This window comes from Sphingomonas sp. BK580 (genome assembly GCF_014194975.1).
GTDB lineage: Bacteria > Pseudomonadota > Alphaproteobacteria > Sphingomonadales > Sphingomonadaceae > Sphingomonas.
Genome location: NZ_JACIAY010000012.1, coordinates 112,122 through 127,274, shown reverse-complemented (window position 1 = coordinate 127,274; position 15,153 = coordinate 112,122). Strand labels below are relative to the sequence as shown.

General features: G+C 70.8%; 17 protein-coding genes and 1 pseudogene. 12 read left to right on the top strand and 6 right to left on the bottom strand.

Annotated elements, in window-relative coordinates:
• The first annotated feature begins 260 nt into the window (after positions 1-260).
• The 5 genes and pseudogenes from FHY05_RS18475 (at position 261) to kdpC (ending at position 5,699) form a co-directional block, all read left to right on the top strand.
• Entirely contained in the window at positions 261-1,121 is an 861-nt protein-coding gene (locus tag FHY05_RS18475) for a TorF family putative porin (RefSeq protein WP_183945904.1), read from the top strand.
• 111 nt (positions 1,122-1,232) lie between these two features.
• Complete coding sequence (gene kdpF / locus FHY05_RS18470; protein ID WP_132911068.1) at positions 1,233-1,322, top strand: K(+)-transporting ATPase subunit F; 90 nt, start codon at positions 1,233-1,235, stop codon at positions 1,320-1,322.
• Between the two features lie 13 nt (positions 1,323-1,335).
• A pseudogene (gene kdpA / locus FHY05_RS18465) lies at positions 1,336-3,038 on the top strand (potassium-transporting ATPase subunit KdpA).
• Positions 3,039-3,051: 13 nt separating this feature from the next.
• Positions 3,052-5,085 (top strand): potassium-transporting ATPase subunit KdpB, encoded by a 2,034-nt coding sequence (gene kdpB / locus FHY05_RS18460; protein WP_183945903.1) that lies wholly within the window; start codon positions 3,052-3,054, stop codon positions 5,083-5,085.
• 11 nt (positions 5,086-5,096) lie between these two features.
• Positions 5,097-5,699 carry a potassium-transporting ATPase subunit KdpC gene (gene kdpC, locus FHY05_RS18455; RefSeq protein ID WP_183945902.1) on the top strand — a complete coding sequence of 201 codons (603 nt, stop codon included), beginning with the start codon at positions 5,097-5,099 and terminating at the stop codon, positions 5,697-5,699.
• A 54-nt stretch (positions 5,700-5,753) separates the two neighbouring features.
• Here kdpC and dnaN read toward each other — a convergent pair whose 3' ends face one another.
• The gene (dnaN, locus tag FHY05_RS18450) at positions 5,754-6,857 is read right to left on the bottom strand and encodes a DNA polymerase III subunit beta (RefSeq protein ID WP_183945901.1); all 1,104 of its coding nucleotides are present in this window, start codon (positions 6,855-6,857) and stop codon (positions 5,754-5,756) included.
• Between the two features lie 241 nt (positions 6,858-7,098).
• Positions 7,099-7,713: an outer membrane protein gene (locus FHY05_RS18445; protein WP_183945900.1), complete on the bottom strand. Its 615-nt coding sequence runs from the start codon at positions 7,711-7,713 to the stop codon at positions 7,099-7,101.
• Positions 7,714-7,869: 156 nt separating this feature from the next.
• On the opposite strand from FHY05_RS18445, the gene FHY05_RS18440 reads away from it, so the two are divergent.
• The 3 genes from FHY05_RS18440 to FHY05_RS18430 all read left to right on the top strand — a co-directional run bounded on the left by FHY05_RS18440 (position 7,870) and on the right by FHY05_RS18430 (position 10,558).
• Positions 7,870-8,337, top strand: coding sequence for a hypothetical protein (locus tag FHY05_RS18440; RefSeq protein ID WP_221191300.1), 468 nt, complete (start codon positions 7,870-7,872; stop codon positions 8,335-8,337).
• A gap of 261 nt (positions 8,338-8,598) precedes the next feature.
• Positions 8,599-9,807: a 23S rRNA (adenine(2503)-C(2))-methyltransferase RlmN gene (rlmN, locus tag FHY05_RS18435; protein ID WP_260181692.1), complete on the top strand. Its 1,209-nt coding sequence runs from the start codon at positions 8,599-8,601 to the stop codon at positions 9,805-9,807.
• On the top strand, positions 9,800-10,558 hold the full coding sequence (locus FHY05_RS18430; RefSeq protein WP_183945899.1) for a sulfite exporter TauE/SafE family protein: 759 nt from the start codon (positions 9,800-9,802) through the stop codon (positions 10,556-10,558). Before rlmN ends, FHY05_RS18430 begins: the two co-directional genes overlap by 8 nt.
• On the opposite strand, the gene FHY05_RS18425 is transcribed toward FHY05_RS18430, so the two are convergent.
• A complete protein-coding gene (locus tag FHY05_RS18425) occupies positions 10,549-10,728 on the bottom strand; it encodes a hypothetical protein (RefSeq protein ID WP_183945898.1) in 180 nt (59 codons plus the stop codon). The two genes, FHY05_RS18430 and FHY05_RS18425, sit on opposite strands and share 10 nt — an antisense overlap.
• 170 nt (positions 10,729-10,898) lie before the next feature.
• Here FHY05_RS18425 and FHY05_RS18420 point away from each other — a divergent pair, with 170 nt between their 5' ends.
• Positions 10,899-11,138 carry a DUF6894 family protein gene (locus FHY05_RS18420; protein ID WP_183945897.1) on the top strand — a complete coding sequence of 80 codons (240 nt, stop codon included), beginning with the start codon at positions 10,899-10,901 and terminating at the stop codon, positions 11,136-11,138.
• A gap of 190 nt (positions 11,139-11,328) precedes the next feature.
• On the opposite strand, the gene FHY05_RS18415 is transcribed toward FHY05_RS18420, so the two are convergent.
• Positions 11,329-11,949 (bottom strand): flavin reductase family protein, encoded by a 621-nt coding sequence (locus FHY05_RS18415; RefSeq protein ID WP_183945896.1) that lies wholly within the window; start codon positions 11,947-11,949, stop codon positions 11,329-11,331.
• Positions 11,950-11,975: 26 nt separating this feature from the next.
• Between FHY05_RS18415 and FHY05_RS18410 the strand changes: the two genes are divergently transcribed.
• Entirely contained in the window at positions 11,976-12,668 is a 693-nt protein-coding gene (locus FHY05_RS18410; RefSeq protein WP_183945895.1) for a cytochrome b/b6 domain-containing protein, read from the top strand.
• Complete coding sequence (locus tag FHY05_RS18405) at positions 12,665-13,423, top strand: molybdopterin-dependent oxidoreductase (RefSeq protein ID WP_409321847.1); 759 nt, start codon at positions 12,665-12,667, stop codon at positions 13,421-13,423. Before FHY05_RS18410 ends, FHY05_RS18405 begins: the two co-directional genes overlap by 4 nt.
• Before the next feature lie 48 nt (positions 13,424-13,471).
• On the opposite strand, the gene FHY05_RS18400 is transcribed toward FHY05_RS18405, so the two are convergent.
• Together FHY05_RS18400 and FHY05_RS18395 are read right to left on the bottom strand one after the other, a co-directional pair.
• Positions 13,472-14,182, bottom strand: a complete 711-nt coding sequence (locus FHY05_RS18400) for a glutathione S-transferase (protein WP_183945894.1) — start codon at positions 14,180-14,182, stop codon at positions 13,472-13,474.
• The gene (locus tag FHY05_RS18395) at positions 14,179-14,469 is read right to left on the bottom strand and encodes a BolA family transcriptional regulator (protein WP_183945893.1); all 291 of its coding nucleotides are present in this window, start codon (positions 14,467-14,469) and stop codon (positions 14,179-14,181) included. Before FHY05_RS18395 ends, FHY05_RS18400 begins: the two co-directional genes overlap by 4 nt.
• A 44-nt stretch (positions 14,470-14,513) precedes the next feature.
• Here FHY05_RS18395 and FHY05_RS18390 point away from each other — a divergent pair, with 44 nt between their 5' ends.
• Positions 14,514-15,113: a DnaJ domain-containing protein gene (locus tag FHY05_RS18390; RefSeq protein WP_183945892.1), complete on the top strand. Its 600-nt coding sequence runs from the start codon at positions 14,514-14,516 to the stop codon at positions 15,111-15,113.
• The last annotated feature ends 40 nt before the right edge of the window (positions 15,114-15,153 follow it).

Below are 15,153 nucleotides of genomic sequence, written 5' to 3'. Positions count from 1 at the left end.
GCGGCATCGCGCGTCCGCGTCGCGGCGCACCTGTGCGGATCCGACCAGGCAGCGCCGATCGCCCCGCGACAGCGCAGCGCATAGAGAGGCTTGGTCGCGGGTGGAAGGGCGCGGCGCGCGCCGGCGCGACGAAGCGCGCGCTATACGCCAACTATACGGGGTTTCGCCCGATCGATCTCGCATTGCTACGATCGCTGCGCCTAATCGGCCTGCCTTGAAGGCGTCGTCGCGTGACGGTGCCGCTTCGGGGAATCAGACGAATGAAGTTGCTCCACGCGGCCGCGCTCGCCGCCATGGCCGGCGCGCCGCCCGCCGCCAGCGCGCAGTCCACGGCCGACACCGCCGCCACGCCGACACCGCCGATCACGGTCAGCGGCGCCGCCACGATCGCGTCGGACTATCGCTTCCGCGGCGTGTCGCAGACCGACCGGCAGATGGCGGTACAGGGCGGCATCACCGTCGCGCACGAGAGCGGCCTGTACGTCGGCACCTGGGCGTCGAATTTGGCGGGCTGGGGCACGTTCGGCGGCGCCAACATGGAGCTCGACCTGATCGGCGGCTACAAGGCCAGACTGGCCGACCACGCCGCGCTCGACGTCGGGCTGACCTGGTACATGTATCCCGGCGGCGCCGACAAGACCGACTTCGCCGAGCCCTATGTCAAGCTGAGCGGCACCGCCGGCGCGGCGACGCTGACCGCCGGCGCCGCCTATGCGCCGAAGCAGCAGGCGATCGGGCGCTGGTACCGCACCGGTGCCGACGCCGCGGCAGGCGTCTACACCGACGCCGGCGCCAAGGACGACAACCTCTATCTGTGGGGAGACGGCGCGCTGGCCCTCGCCGGCACGCCGCTCACCGCCAAGGCGCATATCGGCCACAGCTGGGGGCAGGACGGGCTCGGCCCCAACGCCACCGCGGTGGCGCCGACCGGTTCCTACTGGGACTGGTCGCTCGGCGCCGACGCGACCTGGCATAACCTGACCTTCGGCCTGAGCTACGTCGACACCGACCTCTCGGGCCGGTCGTCGGCCTATCTGCGGCCGAGCTTCAGCAAGGGGCAGGACGGCACCGGCAACATCGCCGGCGGCACCGTCCTGGCCTCGCTGACCGCCGCCTTCTGACACGGGAGAGGATGGGATGCAGGACCTGCTCTGGGTCGCGATCATGGTCGGGCTGGTGGCGCTGACGCTCGCCTATGTCCGCCTGTGCGACAACGCCTGAGGAGACGCGACATGACGCTCGACCTCTGGCTGGCCGCGCTCACCGCGCTCGGCCTCCTCGTCTACCTGGTGGCGGTGCTGCTCCGCCCCGAGCGCTTCTGAAGGAGGCGGTCCGATGACCATGCAGGGCTGGTTCCTGATCCTCGCCTTCACCGGCGTGCTGCTCGCGCTGACCAAGCCGGTCGGCCTGTGGCTGTTCGCCTTGTACGAGGGGCGGCGCACGCCGCTCCACCGCGTGCTCGCGCCGGTCGAGCGCGGTATCTACGCGCTCGCCGGGGTCGACCCCGACGAGGAGCAGGGATGGCGCCGCTACGCGCTGCACATGCTGCTCTTCAACGTCGCGCTGATGCTGTTCACCTATGCCGTGCTGCGGCTCCAGGCGGTGCTGCCGCTAAACCCACAGGGGCTGGGCGCGGTCGGCGAGCATCTGTCGTTCAACACCGCGATCAGCTTCACCGCCAACACCAACTGGCAGAGCTACGGCGGTGAGAGCACCATGTCGAACCTCAGCCAGATGCTGGGGCTGACGATCCACAACTTCCTGTCCGCGGCGACGGGCATCGCGCTCGCCTTCGCGCTCTTCCGCGGCTTCGCGCGGCGCGAGACCAAGACGATCGGCAACTTCTGGGCCGACGTCACCCGCGTCACGCTCTACCTGCTGCTGCCGCTCTGCGTCGCGCTCGCGCTCTTCTACATCGCCAGCGGGGTACCGCAGACGCTCGCGGGCGTCGTCGACGTCCAGACGCTGGAGGGCGCGCGCCAGTCGATCCTGCTCGGGCCGGTGGCCAGCCAGGAAGCGATCAAGATGCTCGGCACCAACGGCGGCGGCTTCTTCAACGCCAACAGCGCACACCCGTTCGAGAACCCGACCGCGCTGACCAACTTCGTGCAGATGCTGTCGATCTTCCTGCTCGGCGCCGGGCTGACCTGGTGTTTCGGCAAGGCGGTGGGCAACCCGCGGCAGGGCTGGGCGATCCTCGCGGCGATGATGATCCTGTTCCTCGCCGGCACCGCGGTGACCTATGCCGCCGAGGCCGCGGGCAACCCGGTTCTCCACCAGCTCGGCGTCGCGGGCGGCAACATGGAGGGCAAGGAGGCGCGCTTCGGCATCGCCGCCTCGGCGCTGTTCTCGGTGATCACCACCGCGGCCTCGTGCGGCGCGGTCAACGCGATGCACGACAGCTTCACCGCGCTGGGCGGGATGATCCCGCTGTTCAACATGCAGCTCGGCGAGGTCGTCGTCGGCGGCGTCGGCGCGGGATCTACGGCTTCCTGCTGTTCGCGATCCTGGCGGTGTTCGTCGCCGGGCTGATGGTCGGGCGCACGCCCGAATATGTCGGCAAGAAGATCGAGAGCCGCGAGGTGAAGCTGGCGGTGCTGGCGATCGCGGTGCTGCCGCTCGTCATCCTCGGCCTCACCGCGCTCTCGTCGGTGCTGCAGCAGGGGCTGGCGGGGCCGCTCAACAAGGGGCCGCACGGCTTCTCGGAGATCCTCTACGCCTTCACCAGCGCGGTGGCGAACAACGGCTCCGCCTTCGCCGGGCTGACCGCGAACACGCCCTATTACGACGGGCTGCTCGGCGTCGCGATGTGGATCGGGCGCTTCTTCATCATCGTGCCGATGCTCGCCATCGCGGGCAGCCTCGCCGCCAAGAAGTACACGCCGGAGAGCGCGGGCTCGTTCCCGACCACCGGCGGCCTGTGGGTCGGGCTGCTCGTCGGGATCATCCTGATCCTGGGCGGCCTCACCTTCCTGCCGAGCCTCGCGCTCGGTCCGATCGCCGATCATCTCGCGATGATCCGCGGCCAGCTGTTCTGAACCGGGGGCCAATATGGCGAAGATCCAGACCAAGAGCCTGTTCACGGCCGACCTCGTCGTGCCCGCGATCACGGCAAGCTTCCGCAAGCTCAACCCGAAGGAGCTGATCCGCAATCCGGTGATGTTCGTGACCGCGTGCGTGGCGACGCTGCTGACGGTCACGATCAACATCGGCGGCGACGGGCTGACGCTCGCGTTCAAGGCGCAGCTCGTCGCGTGGCTGTGGCTGACGGTGCTGTTCGGCACCTTCGCCGAGGCGCTGGCGGAGGGGCGCGGCAAGGCGCAGGCGGCGAGCCTGCGCGCCACCAAGGCCGAGCTCAGCGCCAAGCGGCTGAAGGGAGACGGGCGCGTGTACGACGAGGTGGCGGCGAGCCAGCTCCGCGTCGGCGACATCGTGCTGGTCGAGACGAACGACCTGATCCCCTCGGACGGCGAGGTCGTCTCGGGCGTCGCCTCGGTCAACGAGGCCGCGATCACGGGCGAGAGCGCGCCGGTGATCCGCGAGGCGGGCGGGGACCGCTCGGCGGTGACCGCGGGCACGCGCGTCATCTCCGACGAGATCCGCGTGAAGGTGACGGTGGAGCCCGGCAAGGGGTTCCTCGACCGCATGATCGCGCTGGTCGAGGGCGCCGAGCGGCAGAAGACGCCGAACGAGGTGGCGCTGACCGTGCTGCTCGTCGGGCTGACGATCATCTTCCTGATCGCGGTCGCGACGATCCCCGGCTTCGCCGCCTACACCGGCGGCAGCATCCCGGTGGCGATCCTCGCCGCGCTGCTGATCACGCTGATCCCGACCACGATCGCGGCGCTGCTCTCGGCGATCGGCATCGCCGGCATGGACCGGCTGGTGCGGTTCAACGTGCTCGCCAAATCGGGTCGCGCGGTCGAGGCGGCGGGCGACATCGACGTGCTGCTGCTCGACAAGACCGGGACGATCACGATCGGCGACCGCCAGGCGAGCGAGTTCCGCAGCGTCGGCGGCGCCAGCGAGGTCGAGCTGGCCGAGGCGGCGCTGCTCGCCAGCCTCGCCGACGAGACTCCGGAGGGCCGCTCGATCGTGGTGCTGGCGCGCGACCGGTTCGGCCTGCAGCGACCGATGCCCGCTGGCGCCGAGGTGATCCCGTTCACCGCGCAGACCCGCGTCTCGGGCGTGCGAATCGGCGACACGCTGATCCAGAAGGGCGCGGTCGACTCGATCCTGCGCGCCAACGCCGGCGCGGGCGAGACCGCCGCGGCGACCGAGCTGCGCCGCCTCACCGACGAGATCGCGCGCGCCGGGGGCACGCCGCTGGCGGTGGCGCGGGACGGCCGCCTGCTCGGCGCGATCTTCCTCAAGGACGTGGTCAAGGCCGGCATCCGCGAACGTTTCGGCGCGCTGCGCACGATGGGCATCCGCACGGTGATGATCACCGGCGACAACCCGCTCACCGCCGCGGCGATCGCGGCCGAGGCCGGCGTCGACGACTTCCTCGCGCAGGCGACGCCCGAGGACAAATTGGCGCTGATCCGGCAGGAGCAGACCGGCGGCAAGCTCGTGGCGATGTGCGGCGACGGCACCAACGACGCGCCCGCGCTGGCGCAGGCCGACGTCGGCGTGGCGATGAACACCGGCACGCAGGCGGCGCGCGAGGCGGGCAACATGGTCGATCTCGACAGCGATCCGACCAAGCTGATCGAGGTGGTCGGGCTCGGCAAGCAGCTGCTGATGACACGCGGCGCGCTCACCACCTTCTCGGTGGCGAACGACGTGGCGAAGTATTTCGCGATCATCCCCGCCATGTTCGTCGCGCTCTATCCCGGGCTGGGGGTGCTCAACGTGATGGGACTGGCGACGCCGCAGTCGGCGATCCTCAGCGCGATCATCTTCAACGCGCTGATCATCCCGCTGCTGGTGCCGCTCGCGCTCAAGGGCGTGACGTACCGGCCGATGGCCGCGGGCCCGCTGCTGGCGCGCAACCTCGCGGTCTACGGGCTCGGTGGCCTGCTCGCCCCGTTCGTCGGCATCAAGCTGATTGACCTCGTCGTCGGCGGCCTGGGCCTCGCCTAAGGAGATAGAAGATGGGCAAGGATTTCTCTTCCGCACTGCGGCCGGCGATCGTCATGACGATCCTGTTCGCCGCTCTTCTCGGCATCGCCTATCCGCTCGCCATGACGGGCATCGGACAGGCGATCTTCCCAAACCAGGCCAACGGCAGCCTGGTGCACGATCCACGCGGTACCGTCATCGGCTCGACCGTCGTGGGTCAGGCGTTCACGACCGAGCGCTACTTCCAGTCACGTCCCTCGGCGGCGGGCAAGGGCTACGACGGTCTGTCCTCCTCGGGTTCCAACCTCGGCCCGGCGAGCCAGGTGCTCGTCGACCGGGTGAAGCTCGACGTGGCGAAGCGGCGCGCGGAGGGCATCGCGGGCCTGCTCCCGGCCGATCTGGTGACCGCGAGCGGCTCGGGGCTAGACCCCGATCTCTCGCCGGCGAGCGCGCTGGCGCAGGCGCCGCGCATCGCACGCGTGCGCGGCCTGGCGGTGGAGCGGGTGCGCGAACTCGTCGCGGCGCAGGCGGAGGCCCCGATGCTCGGCGCCTCGCACGTCAATTTGCTCGCGCTCAACCGCGCGCTCGACTCGCTGTCGAGCACGACAGTCGGGGCGCGACCGGGCGTCCGCTGACGGCGGCCGGGTGCGCTCCCATCCCGCGAGCCAGGCGGCTCGCGAGATGGCACCTCACACGCGCATCGGCATCAGCACGTAGAGCGCGGGGCTCTTGTCGTTCTCGCGGATCAGCGTCGGCGCGGCGGCGTCGGCGAGGTGGACCTCCACCAGGTCGGTGTCGATCTGGCCGAGGATGTCGAGCAGATAGCGGCTGTTGAACCCGATCTCGAACGGCATCGCGGCATAGTCGCCCGGCACTTCCTCCGCCGCGGTGCCGTTCTCCGGGCTGGTCACCGACAGCGTGATCTTGTCGCGGTCCAGCGCCATCTTCACCGCCCGCGTCTTCTCGGTAGCGATGGTCGAGACGCGGTCGACGCCCTGCATGAAGCTCTTGGGATCGAGCTTGAGGATCTTGTCGTTCGCGGTCGGGATCACGCGGCTGTAATCGGGGAAGGTGCCGTCGATCAGCTTGGAGGTGAGGATCGCGCTGCCGAGATCGAAGCGGATCTTGGTGCCCGACAGCGACACGCCGACCGAACCGTCCACCTCGTCGAGCAATTTGCGGAGCTCGGCGATGCACTTCCGCGGCACGATCACGTCGGGCATGGCGGCGGCGCCCTCGGGCTGGTCGACCGTCACGCGCGCCAGCCGGTGCCCGTCGGTCGCCGCCGCCTTGAGCACGCCCTCGGCAACGTGAAGGAAGATGCCGTTGAGATAATAGCGCGTCTCCTCGGTGGAGATGGCGAAGCGCGTCTTGTCGATGATCTGCGTGAGCGTGTCGACCGGCAGCTCGAACTGGACCGGCAGCTCGCCCTCCGCGATCACCGGGAAGTCGTCGCGCGGCAGCGTGCCGAGCGAGAAGCGCGCGCGCCCCGCCACGATCGTGACGCGGCCCTCGGCCGCGGCGAGCGAGACCTGCGACCCCTCGGGCAGCTTGCGCGCGATGTCAAACAAGGTGTGCGCCGAGACCGTGGTGGCGCCGGGCTGGTCGACCGCGGCGGCGACGCTCTCGTTGATCTGGAGGTCGAGGTCGGTCGCCATCAGCCGCAGCTGGCCCTCGGCGGTGGCCTCGAGCAGCACGTTGGAGAGGATCGGGATGGTGTTGCGGCGCTCCACCACCGATTGCACGTGGCTCAGCCCCTTGAGCAGCGTCGCGCGTTCGATCGTCGCCTTCATCGTCACGTCCCCCGGGCCCGCAGGTCACTCACCAGGGGCAATTGGCCGACTCGTCCTAGCCAAAAGTGAAGGGCCGGAGCAAGCGCCCCGGCCCCTCGCGTCTATATGAGTGCGCGGTGCGCCCCGTGTTCCTGCGAACGCAGGAACCCAGGGTCACGCAGGCCGGCGCTCTCGGCTCTGGGCTCCTGCGTGCGCAGGAGCACGTCTGCCTCCGTGGCGTCTTGGCCTCACCGGGCTAGTCTCAGAAGCGGATACCGAGGCCGGCCATCAGCTGGTGACGGTCGAGGTCGATGTTGTAGCCCTCGATCTCGCCGTAGTGCGAGTAGCGATACTCGCCCTTCACGAAGGCGGTCGGGGTGAGCTTGTACTCGAGCCCGGCGCCCAGGCGGAAGCCGTCGAGGTCGGCCTTGTCGACCAGTTCGCTGTCCGCGCCGGTGTTGGGCTGGTAGCGGCTCTCGACGCGCGCGTTGGTGTAGCCGCCCTTGGCGTAGATCATCGCCGCGGGCGAGATCACGTAGCCGAGCCGGCCGCCGATATAGAGGTCGCGTCCCGCCTCGACCGAGAAGCGGTCGCCCGCGGTCACCTCGTTGTAGCTGCGGCTCTTGGTGGTCGCGTCGGTGATCTCGCCGTCGATCCCGTAGACGATGTTGCCGCGCTGGAAATCGTAGCCGAGCAGCGCGCCGTAGGTGAAGCCCTCGCGACCCTCGGAATCGCCGTCGCCGCCGTCCTGCAGATTGTCGTAGCCGGCGAGCGCCTCGAGCCGCGGGCCGCTGAAGTCGCCGTTCTGTGCCAGCGCGGGGGTTGCCAGCGCGACGCCGAACGCGGCCGCGGCGGTGGCAAATGCAAGCTTACGCATGTCTCACTCCAGTCCTCTCGCCCCGACCCTGGGGCGTGCGGGGTCAATTAGTTAACGCGCGCGTCGTTGCATGAACCTCACATAAACAGGAAAAACCGTTGCTTATGGGCCACAGCGCTTCGTAGGTGAGCGAAGGGAGGCGGAGGAGGCAGGATCTTGCTGATCGCGGTAGCGCTGGCATTGGCGGCGGAGCGCGGTGCTCTCGGCGTGTGGGAGCGCTGGGCGGCGCTACGCGAGGGCGCGCCGCCACGCTGCTACGCGATCGCGCAGCCGGTGCGCGACGACGGGTCCACCGATCGCCGCGGCGGTTTCGCCAGCGTGGTGGCGCGTGCCGGCCCGGCGCGCGCGCCCAGCGTGTACTTCCGCCTGTCGCGTCCGCGCGGCGCCGACGCCCGCGTGACGCTGGCGGTAGGCGAGCGGCGCTTCGCACTGGCGGGCGACGTGACGAGCGCGCGCGCGCCGGACGCCGCTACCGACCGCGCGATCGTCGCGGCGCTGCGCGCGGGACGGCTGATGACGCTCACCACTGCCGACCGCGCGGGGCGCGCCATCGCGGACAGCTACACGCTCGCCGGCGCGCCCACCGCGATCGACGCGGCGCAACTGGGATGCGCCGGCGGGTGAGAACGCTGCTTCTAGGGCGAGCGAGTGAAGGGTGTTGGCGGCCGGAGCATCCCCCCTTGAAGGGGTAAGGGCGCAGCACGACGAAGCGGTGTCGCGTGTCGTGAGACCAGCAGGAACCGCGGGCCGGGTCACCCCTCCGTCAGCCCTGCGGGCTGCCACCTCCCCCTGCGAGGAAGAATCGATACGCCCGTCGTGGCAGAAGCAGATCCCGCCGCCCACGCCGAACTGGAAAATCGCGCACACATCGCCTATGTGCGCGCGATGCTGACAGAGCCGGCCGCCGCCATGCCCATCCCGGGGCACATCGATCCCGTGCCCGTCCCGCGCGCCGCGGCGACGCGCCCCGACGGTCGCGTCGACCTGATCGGCCTGTCCAAGGACCAGCTGCGCGAGACGCTCGCCGCCGCCGGGCTCGAGCCGCGCCAGGCCAAGCTGCGCGCCAAGCAGATCTGGCACTGGATCTACAATCGCGGCGCCACCGATTTCGCGCTGATGACCGACATCGCCAAGGCGCAGCACCCGTGGCTGACCGAGCGCTTCGTGATCGGCCGCCCCGAGGTGGTGGAGGCGCAGGTCTCCAGCGACGGCACGCGCAAGTGGCTGCTGCGCTCGCCCGACGGGCAGGACTATGAGGCGGTGTTCATCCCCGACGCCGACCGCGGCACGCTCTGCGTGTCGAGCCAGGTCGGTTGCACGCTCAACTGCACCTTCTGCCACACCGGCACGATGCGGCTGGTGCGCAACCTGACCGCGGGCGAGATCGTCGGCCAGGTGATGCTGGCGCGCGACTCGCTCGGCGAGTGGCCGAGCCAGCCCGAGGGCCGCATGCTCACCAACATCGTGATGATGGGCATGGGCGAGCCGCTCTACAATTTCGACGCGGTACGCGACGCGCTCAAGCTCGTCATGGACGGCGACGGCCTCGCGCTCAGCAAACGCCGAATCACGCTCTCCACCTCGGGCGTGGTGCCGATGATGGCGCGCGCGGGCGAGGAGATCGGGGTCAATCTCGCGGTGTCGCTCCACGCGGTGACCAAGGAGGTGCGCGACGAGATCGTGCCGCTCAACCGCAAATACGGCATCGAGCAGCTGCTCCAGGCCTGCGCCGACTATCCCGGCGCCAACAACGCGCGCCGCATCACGTTCGAGTACGTGATGCTCAAGGACAAGAACGACTCGGACGCGGAGGCGCACGAGCTGGTGCGGCTGCTGCGCCACTATCAGCTGCCCGCCAAGGTCAACCTGATCCCGTTCAACCCCTGGCCCGGCGCCGCCTACGAGACGTCGACGCCCGAGCGCGTGCGCCGTTTCAGCGAGATCATCTTCGAGGGCGGCATCTCGGCGCCGGTGCGCACCCCGCGCGGCCGCGACATCGACGCCGCCTGCGGCCAGCTCAAGACCGCGGCCGAGAAGAAGAGCCGCGCGGAGCTCGACCGGATCGCGGCGGAGAAGCAGGCGGCGCTTGGCTGAGTGGGGCGCGGTCGCGCTGGCGGCCGGGGCGGGCGCGGTCGGCGGCGCGATGAACGCGCTGGCGGGTGGCGGCACCTTCGCCACGCTGCCGGCGCTGCTCGGCCTCGGCCTGCCCGCCAACGTCGCCAATGCCACCTCCAACGTCGCGCTGCTGCCCGGCGCGGGGGCGAGCGTGTGGAGCTTCCGCGACGAGCTCGGCCCGGTCGCGGGCGTGTCGCTGCGCCGGCTGGCGGCGGTGACCTTCCTCGCCGGACTGGTCGGCAGCACCTTGCTGGTGGTGACGCCCAGCCGCGCCTTCGACCTGATCGTGCCGTGGCTGCTGCTGGTGGCGCTGGTGGCGATCGTGCTCGGCCCGGCCGGGGCGGCGTGGCTGGCGCGACGGGTCACGATCGGGCGGCGCAGCCTGTTCGTCGCGCAGGCGCTGCTCGGCACCTATGGCGGCTATTTCGGCGGCGGCGTCGGGATCATGCTGACCGCGACCTACGGCCTGCTCGCCGGCGCCAGCCCGCGCGCGCTGTTCGCGCCGCGCACGCTGATGCTGGCGATGGCCAATGCCGCCGCGGCGCTGGTGTTCATCACCACCGGGCTGGTGCGCTGGCAGGCCGGAGCGCCGATGCTGCTCGGCGGGACCCTCGGCGGCTGGGCCGGCGCGAGCGTGGGCAAGCGACTGCCCGCGGGGGTGGTGCGCGGCTGGACGATCCTGGTCACCGCCGCCACCACCGCGGTGTTCTTCTGGCGCGCCTACGGCTGAGGCCGGCGCGGCACCCCGCCGGGCTCGCCGGCGCGCTGCTGCTTCGCCAGCGAGCGATAGTGCGCGACATTCTCGCCGACGAAGATTACCACCCAGATCAGCGCGACGAAGGCGGCGAGCAGCGCCAGCACGCGCAGCGCGCGGCGGCTCGGCATCTTGGGATCGGACATGCAGGAGCTCCGTCATCGGCGAGCGGTTCAGCCTAGGCGGGGCCACGCGGCGCGCACTCACCTCGATCAGACGAGGCGCGCCGGGCGCGCGGGAGAAACGGCATCCTTCCTAACCTTCATTGAGGACGCTTGATCGAGATCAAGCTTATCACGGCGGAAAGGAGCCGCTGATGCAGCGCTATTTCTTCAACGTGCGCGACGGCGTCTCGCACCCCGACGCGATCGGGCAGGAGTTCAGCACGCTGGCGGACGCTCGCGCGGCGGCCGTCCGCTTCGCGGCCGACGTGATGCGCGACGAGGTCGATGCGCTGCTGCGCGGCGAGGACTGGCGGGTCGAGCTTCTCGACCAGCGCGGCGGGCTGCTGTTCTCGGTGATCGTCGCCACCGTAGGAACCGCGCCGGTGGCGTAGCGCGCGCAAATCCTTCCGGTTCGGGGCGGTGGCAGCGCGCAGCGCTGACAGAGGGAGCTCGCCGCGGGTGTTATGAAACGTGGAGGGCGACACCGCTGCCGTCTGCCGTAACGCCTGCGGCCATCCCCCCTCCAGCAGCCTTCGGCTCGTCCCCTTCGCCCTGTCGGGGAAGACCTCCGCGCCCCGCGCCTCAGCCCTTCGGCCGCTCCAGCCGGAACAGCTGCTCGGGGGTGATCTCGAAGTAATCCGCCGGGCCACCGCCGCGCGTGATCGGGCGCGCGCGCGCGGTCTGGTAGACACCGTCGTCGAGCAGGGCGCGGTCGAGATGGACCGCCACCGCTTCGCCCAGCACCAGCCACGACGGCAGCTGATCGCCGGCGCGCGACTCGAGCTGCACCACCTGGGTGACGACGCACTCGAACTGCACCGGGCTGGCCGCCACGCGCGGCGGCCGCACCTTGGCGGAGGGCAGCGTCTCCAACCCGGCCAGCGCGAACTCGTCGGTCTCGGGCGAGGTGGCGGCCGAGGTCGCGTTCATCGCCTCGGCGAGGTCGCGGATCGCCAGGTTCCACACGAACTCGCCGGTTTCGCGCGCGTTGGCCAGCGAGTCCTTGGCGCCCACCGAGCAGAACCCGACGATCGGCGGCCTGTAGTTGAACAGGTTGAAGAAGCTGTAGGGCGCCAGGTTGCGCACCCCGGCGCGCGACACGGTGCTGATCCAGCCGATCGGGCGCGGCGCGACGATCGCGTTGAGGGGATCGTGGCGCAGGCCATGACCCTGCTCGGGCTCGTAGAAATGCCATTCGGTCATGGGCTAACCTCTGCTAGGCTGGGTGCATGGGTGCAACCGCCATTCGCCGTCACCGGCTCGCCACGCGGCTGTGGCACTGGCTCAACGCGGTCGCGGTGATCGTGCTGATCGGCTCGGGGCTGGGCATCTCCAACGCGCACCCGCGGCTCTACTGGGGACGCTACGGCGCCAATTTCGACCATGCCTGGGCGCAGCTGCCGCGCTTCCCCGCGTGGCTGACCATCCCGGCCAACTACAATCTCGCGATCTCGCGGCGCTGGCACCTGTTCTTCGCGCTGGTGCTGGCCTTCTCGCTGCTCGGCTACATGATCGTGAGCCTGATCAACCGCCACTTCCAGCGCGACCTGCGCCTGCGCCGCCGCGACCTCGCGCCAGCGCATATCGCCGCCGACGTGCGCGCTCACCTCGACCTGCGCTTCCACGATCCCGAGGCCCCGGGCGAGTACAACGTGCTGCAGAAGCTGAGCTACGTCGCGGTGATCTTCGTGCTGCTGCCGCTCGTCATTCTCACCGGCCTGGCGCTCTCGCCGGGGATGGACGCGGCCTGGCCGTGGCTGCTCGAGCTGTTCGGCGGGCGCCAGTCGGCCCGCTCGCTCCACTTCCTCGCGATGGCGGGTCTGGCGCTGTTCACCGTCGTGCACCTGACATTGGTCATCCTCGCCGGGATCGGCAACGAGCTGCGCTCGATGATCACCGGCTGGTGGCGGGTGCCCGAATGATGTGGCGGCGGCGCCAGCTGCTCGCGCGCGGCGCGGCCGGGGGGAGCGCGCTGCTGCTCGGCGCGTGCGACCGCGTCATCCAGCAGCCCGAGGTCCGCACGATCCTGTTCAAGGGCGAGGACATCCATCGCGGGCTGCAGCGCGCGCTGTTCGACCGCGACGCGCTCGCACCCGAGTTCCGCCCCGACCAGATGTCGCCGCGCTTCCGCACCAACGGCACGCGCGACCCGGGCACCGACGCCTACGCAGCCCTGCGCGACGGGCGCTTCGCCGACTGGCGGCTGACGGTGGACGGGCTGGTGGCGCGCCCGCTCGCGCTGTCGCTGCGCGATCTGGGCGTCTTCCCGCAGCGCGCCCAGATCACGCGGCACGACTGCGTCGAGGGATGGAGCGCGATCGGCAAGTGGCAGGGGCCGCGGCTCGCCGACGTGCTCCGCGCCGCGGGGCTGAGCGACCGCGCACGCTACGTCGTCTTCACCTGCGCCGACTATTACGGCGGCGCGCCTTATTACGAATCGATCGACCGGGTGGACGCCTTCCACCCGCAGACGATCCTGGCCTGGGCGATGAACGACCGCTTCCTCGACGTCGGCCACGGCGCGCCACTGCGGCTGCGGGTCGAGCGCCAGCTCGGCTACAAGCAGGCGAAATATCTGATGCGCCTCACCGCGGTGGAGTCGCTCGCCGGCGTGGGCAAGGGGCGCGGCGGCTATTGGGAAGATAACGTCGACTACGACTGGTGGGCGGGGATCTGAGCGAGGGAGTCACCGATCGAGCCTCCCCGTCGGGGAGGTGGGACGCCCTCACCCGTCGTCGAGTTCGGGATAGTGGCGGAAGATGCCCTCCTCGCTGAACGCCAGCCGCCGCTCGCTGGCGAGATAGGCCTTCACCGTGGGGAGCGCGGCGACGCGGTCGTGCAGCTTCGCGAGCCCTGTGTAGCGCGGGGCCAGCGTCGCCATCCGCCGCGGGAAGGCGTAGCGCAGCCCCGCGATCACCTGGAACAGCGAGGTGTCGACATAGCTCCAGCGCTCGCCCGCGACCCAGTCGCCCGCGACGGCACGCGTCGCCGCCTCGAAATGGTCGAGGAACTTGGGGATGCGCTCGTCGCGGAATGGTGCCGCGGCGCGCGCCGCCTCGGGTTTCTGCTCCTCGTAATAGGCCATGGCCGCGACCGGGTGGTGGACGTTGTGCGCCTCGGCCACCAGGTCGGCGACGGTGAGCTGGAGCTGGTGGAGCCAGTAGCGCGTCGCCGCGTCGCCCGGTGCCAGCCCGTGCCGGTCGCCGAGGTAGAGCAGGATGTCGGCGACCTGCGCCACCGCGCGGCCGTCCGCCACCAGATACGGCGGCGCGAACGGCGCGAAGGGCGCGTGCGCGGCCATGTCGGCCAGCATCGCCTCCATGCCGTGCGCGCGCGCGCTGTCCTCATAGGCGATCCCGCCGGCCTCGAGCGCGAGCCGGACAAACTCGCCGCGGCCCTGGATCGTCGGCCAGTACCAGAGCCGGTAACCGCTCACGCCGGCTCGCCCGGCGCGGTGGCGCGGATCGCGAGCGCGTGGACGTGGTCGGCGAGCAGCTCGGCGAGCGCGCGGTTGACCAGCCGCTGGCGCTCGACCCGCGACCGGCCGGTGAAGGCGGGGCTCTCCACCACAACGCGGAAGTGGCTCTCGCCGCTGCCGTCGTCGCCGGCGTGGCCGCGGTGATGCGCACTCTCGTTGATCACCTCGAGCCGCGACGGAGCGAGCGCCGCGGTGAGACGGGCGGTGATCTCGGCCGCGATCGGCCCGGTGGAAGCGTCGGTCATCCTTCCCATATACCGTCCTTTGTCCGGGAAGCGACGGCAGTTCAGTGAAGCCCAACAAGGATCGACCGCAGACGAGGTTCCACGGCCGCGTGGAAGGCGCGGCGCAGGCCTGCGCGCATCCCGGCTGCGCCGCCGCCGGCGAGTTCCGCGCACCGCCGCTGGAGGGGCCGGCCAACGCCGAGGGGCCGCCGCGCTTCCGCTGGTTCTGCCTCGACCATATCCGTGCCTTCAACGCGGGCTACAATTACTTCGACGGGATGACCGCGGAGGAGATCCACCGCGCGCAGCGGCCGCTGGCGGGGTGGGAGCGCGAGACGCGGGCGTTCGCGCGCGCGGGCAGCGGCGACCAGGGGCCGCGCTGGGCCGACTTCGCCGACCCGCTCGACGCGATCGGCGCGCGCTTCCGCCGCACCGCCGCGCCCGAGCGCACCGATGGCAAGCCGTTGTCGGGGGAGGATCGCCGCAACCTGGAGACACTGGGGCTGGCGGCGGACGCCGACCGCGCCGCGTTGCGCCGCCGCTATTCCGAGCTGGTGCGCCGCTATCACCCCGACCGCAACGGCGGTGACCGCAGCCACGAGGCGATGCTGGCCAAGGTGATCAGCGCCTATCACCAGCTCCGCCAGGCGCCGGCGTTCGCGTGAGGTGCCCCGCCGCGGGTCAGCCCGTGGGCTGGCCGCGCGG

Coding starts and splice junctions, on each gene's coding strand:
- FHY05_RS18410 (WP_183945895.1), top strand. CDS start 11,976: ATGGGTGCAACCGCCATTCGCCGTCACCGGCTCGCCACGCGGCTGTGG.
- FHY05_RS18475 (WP_183945904.1), top strand. CDS start 261: ATGAAGTTGCTCCACGCGGCCGCGCTCGCCGCCATGGCCGGCGCGCCG.
- kdpC (WP_183945902.1), top strand. CDS start 5,097: ATGGGCAAGGATTTCTCTTCCGCACTGCGGCCGGCGATCGTCATGACG.
- kdpB (WP_183945903.1), top strand. CDS start 3,052: ATGGCGAAGATCCAGACCAAGAGCCTGTTCACGGCCGACCTCGTCGTG.
- FHY05_RS18405 (WP_409321847.1), top strand. CDS start 12,665: ATGATGTGGCGGCGGCGCCAGCTGCTCGCGCGCGGCGCGGCCGGGGGG.
- FHY05_RS18415 (WP_183945896.1), bottom strand. CDS start 11,949: ATGACCGAATGGCATTTCTACGAGCCCGAGCAGGGTCATGGCCTGCGC.
- dnaN (WP_183945901.1), bottom strand. CDS start 6,857: ATGAAGGCGACGATCGAACGCGCGACGCTGCTCAAGGGGCTGAGCCAC.
- FHY05_RS18395 (WP_183945893.1), bottom strand. CDS start 14,469: ATGACCGACGCTTCCACCGGGCCGATCGCGGCCGAGATCACCGCCCGT.
- FHY05_RS18425 (WP_183945898.1), bottom strand. CDS start 10,728: ATGTCCGATCCCAAGATGCCGAGCCGCCGCGCGCTGCGCGTGCTGGCG.
- FHY05_RS18420 (WP_183945897.1), top strand. CDS start 10,899: ATGCAGCGCTATTTCTTCAACGTGCGCGACGGCGTCTCGCACCCCGAC.
- kdpF (WP_132911068.1), top strand. CDS start 1,233: ATGACGCTCGACCTCTGGCTGGCCGCGCTCACCGCGCTCGGCCTCCTC.
- rlmN (WP_260181692.1), top strand. CDS start 8,599: ATGCTGACAGAGCCGGCCGCCGCCATGCCCATCCCGGGGCACATCGAT.
- FHY05_RS18445 (WP_183945900.1), bottom strand. CDS start 7,713: ATGCGTAAGCTTGCATTTGCCACCGCCGCGGCCGCGTTCGGCGTCGCG.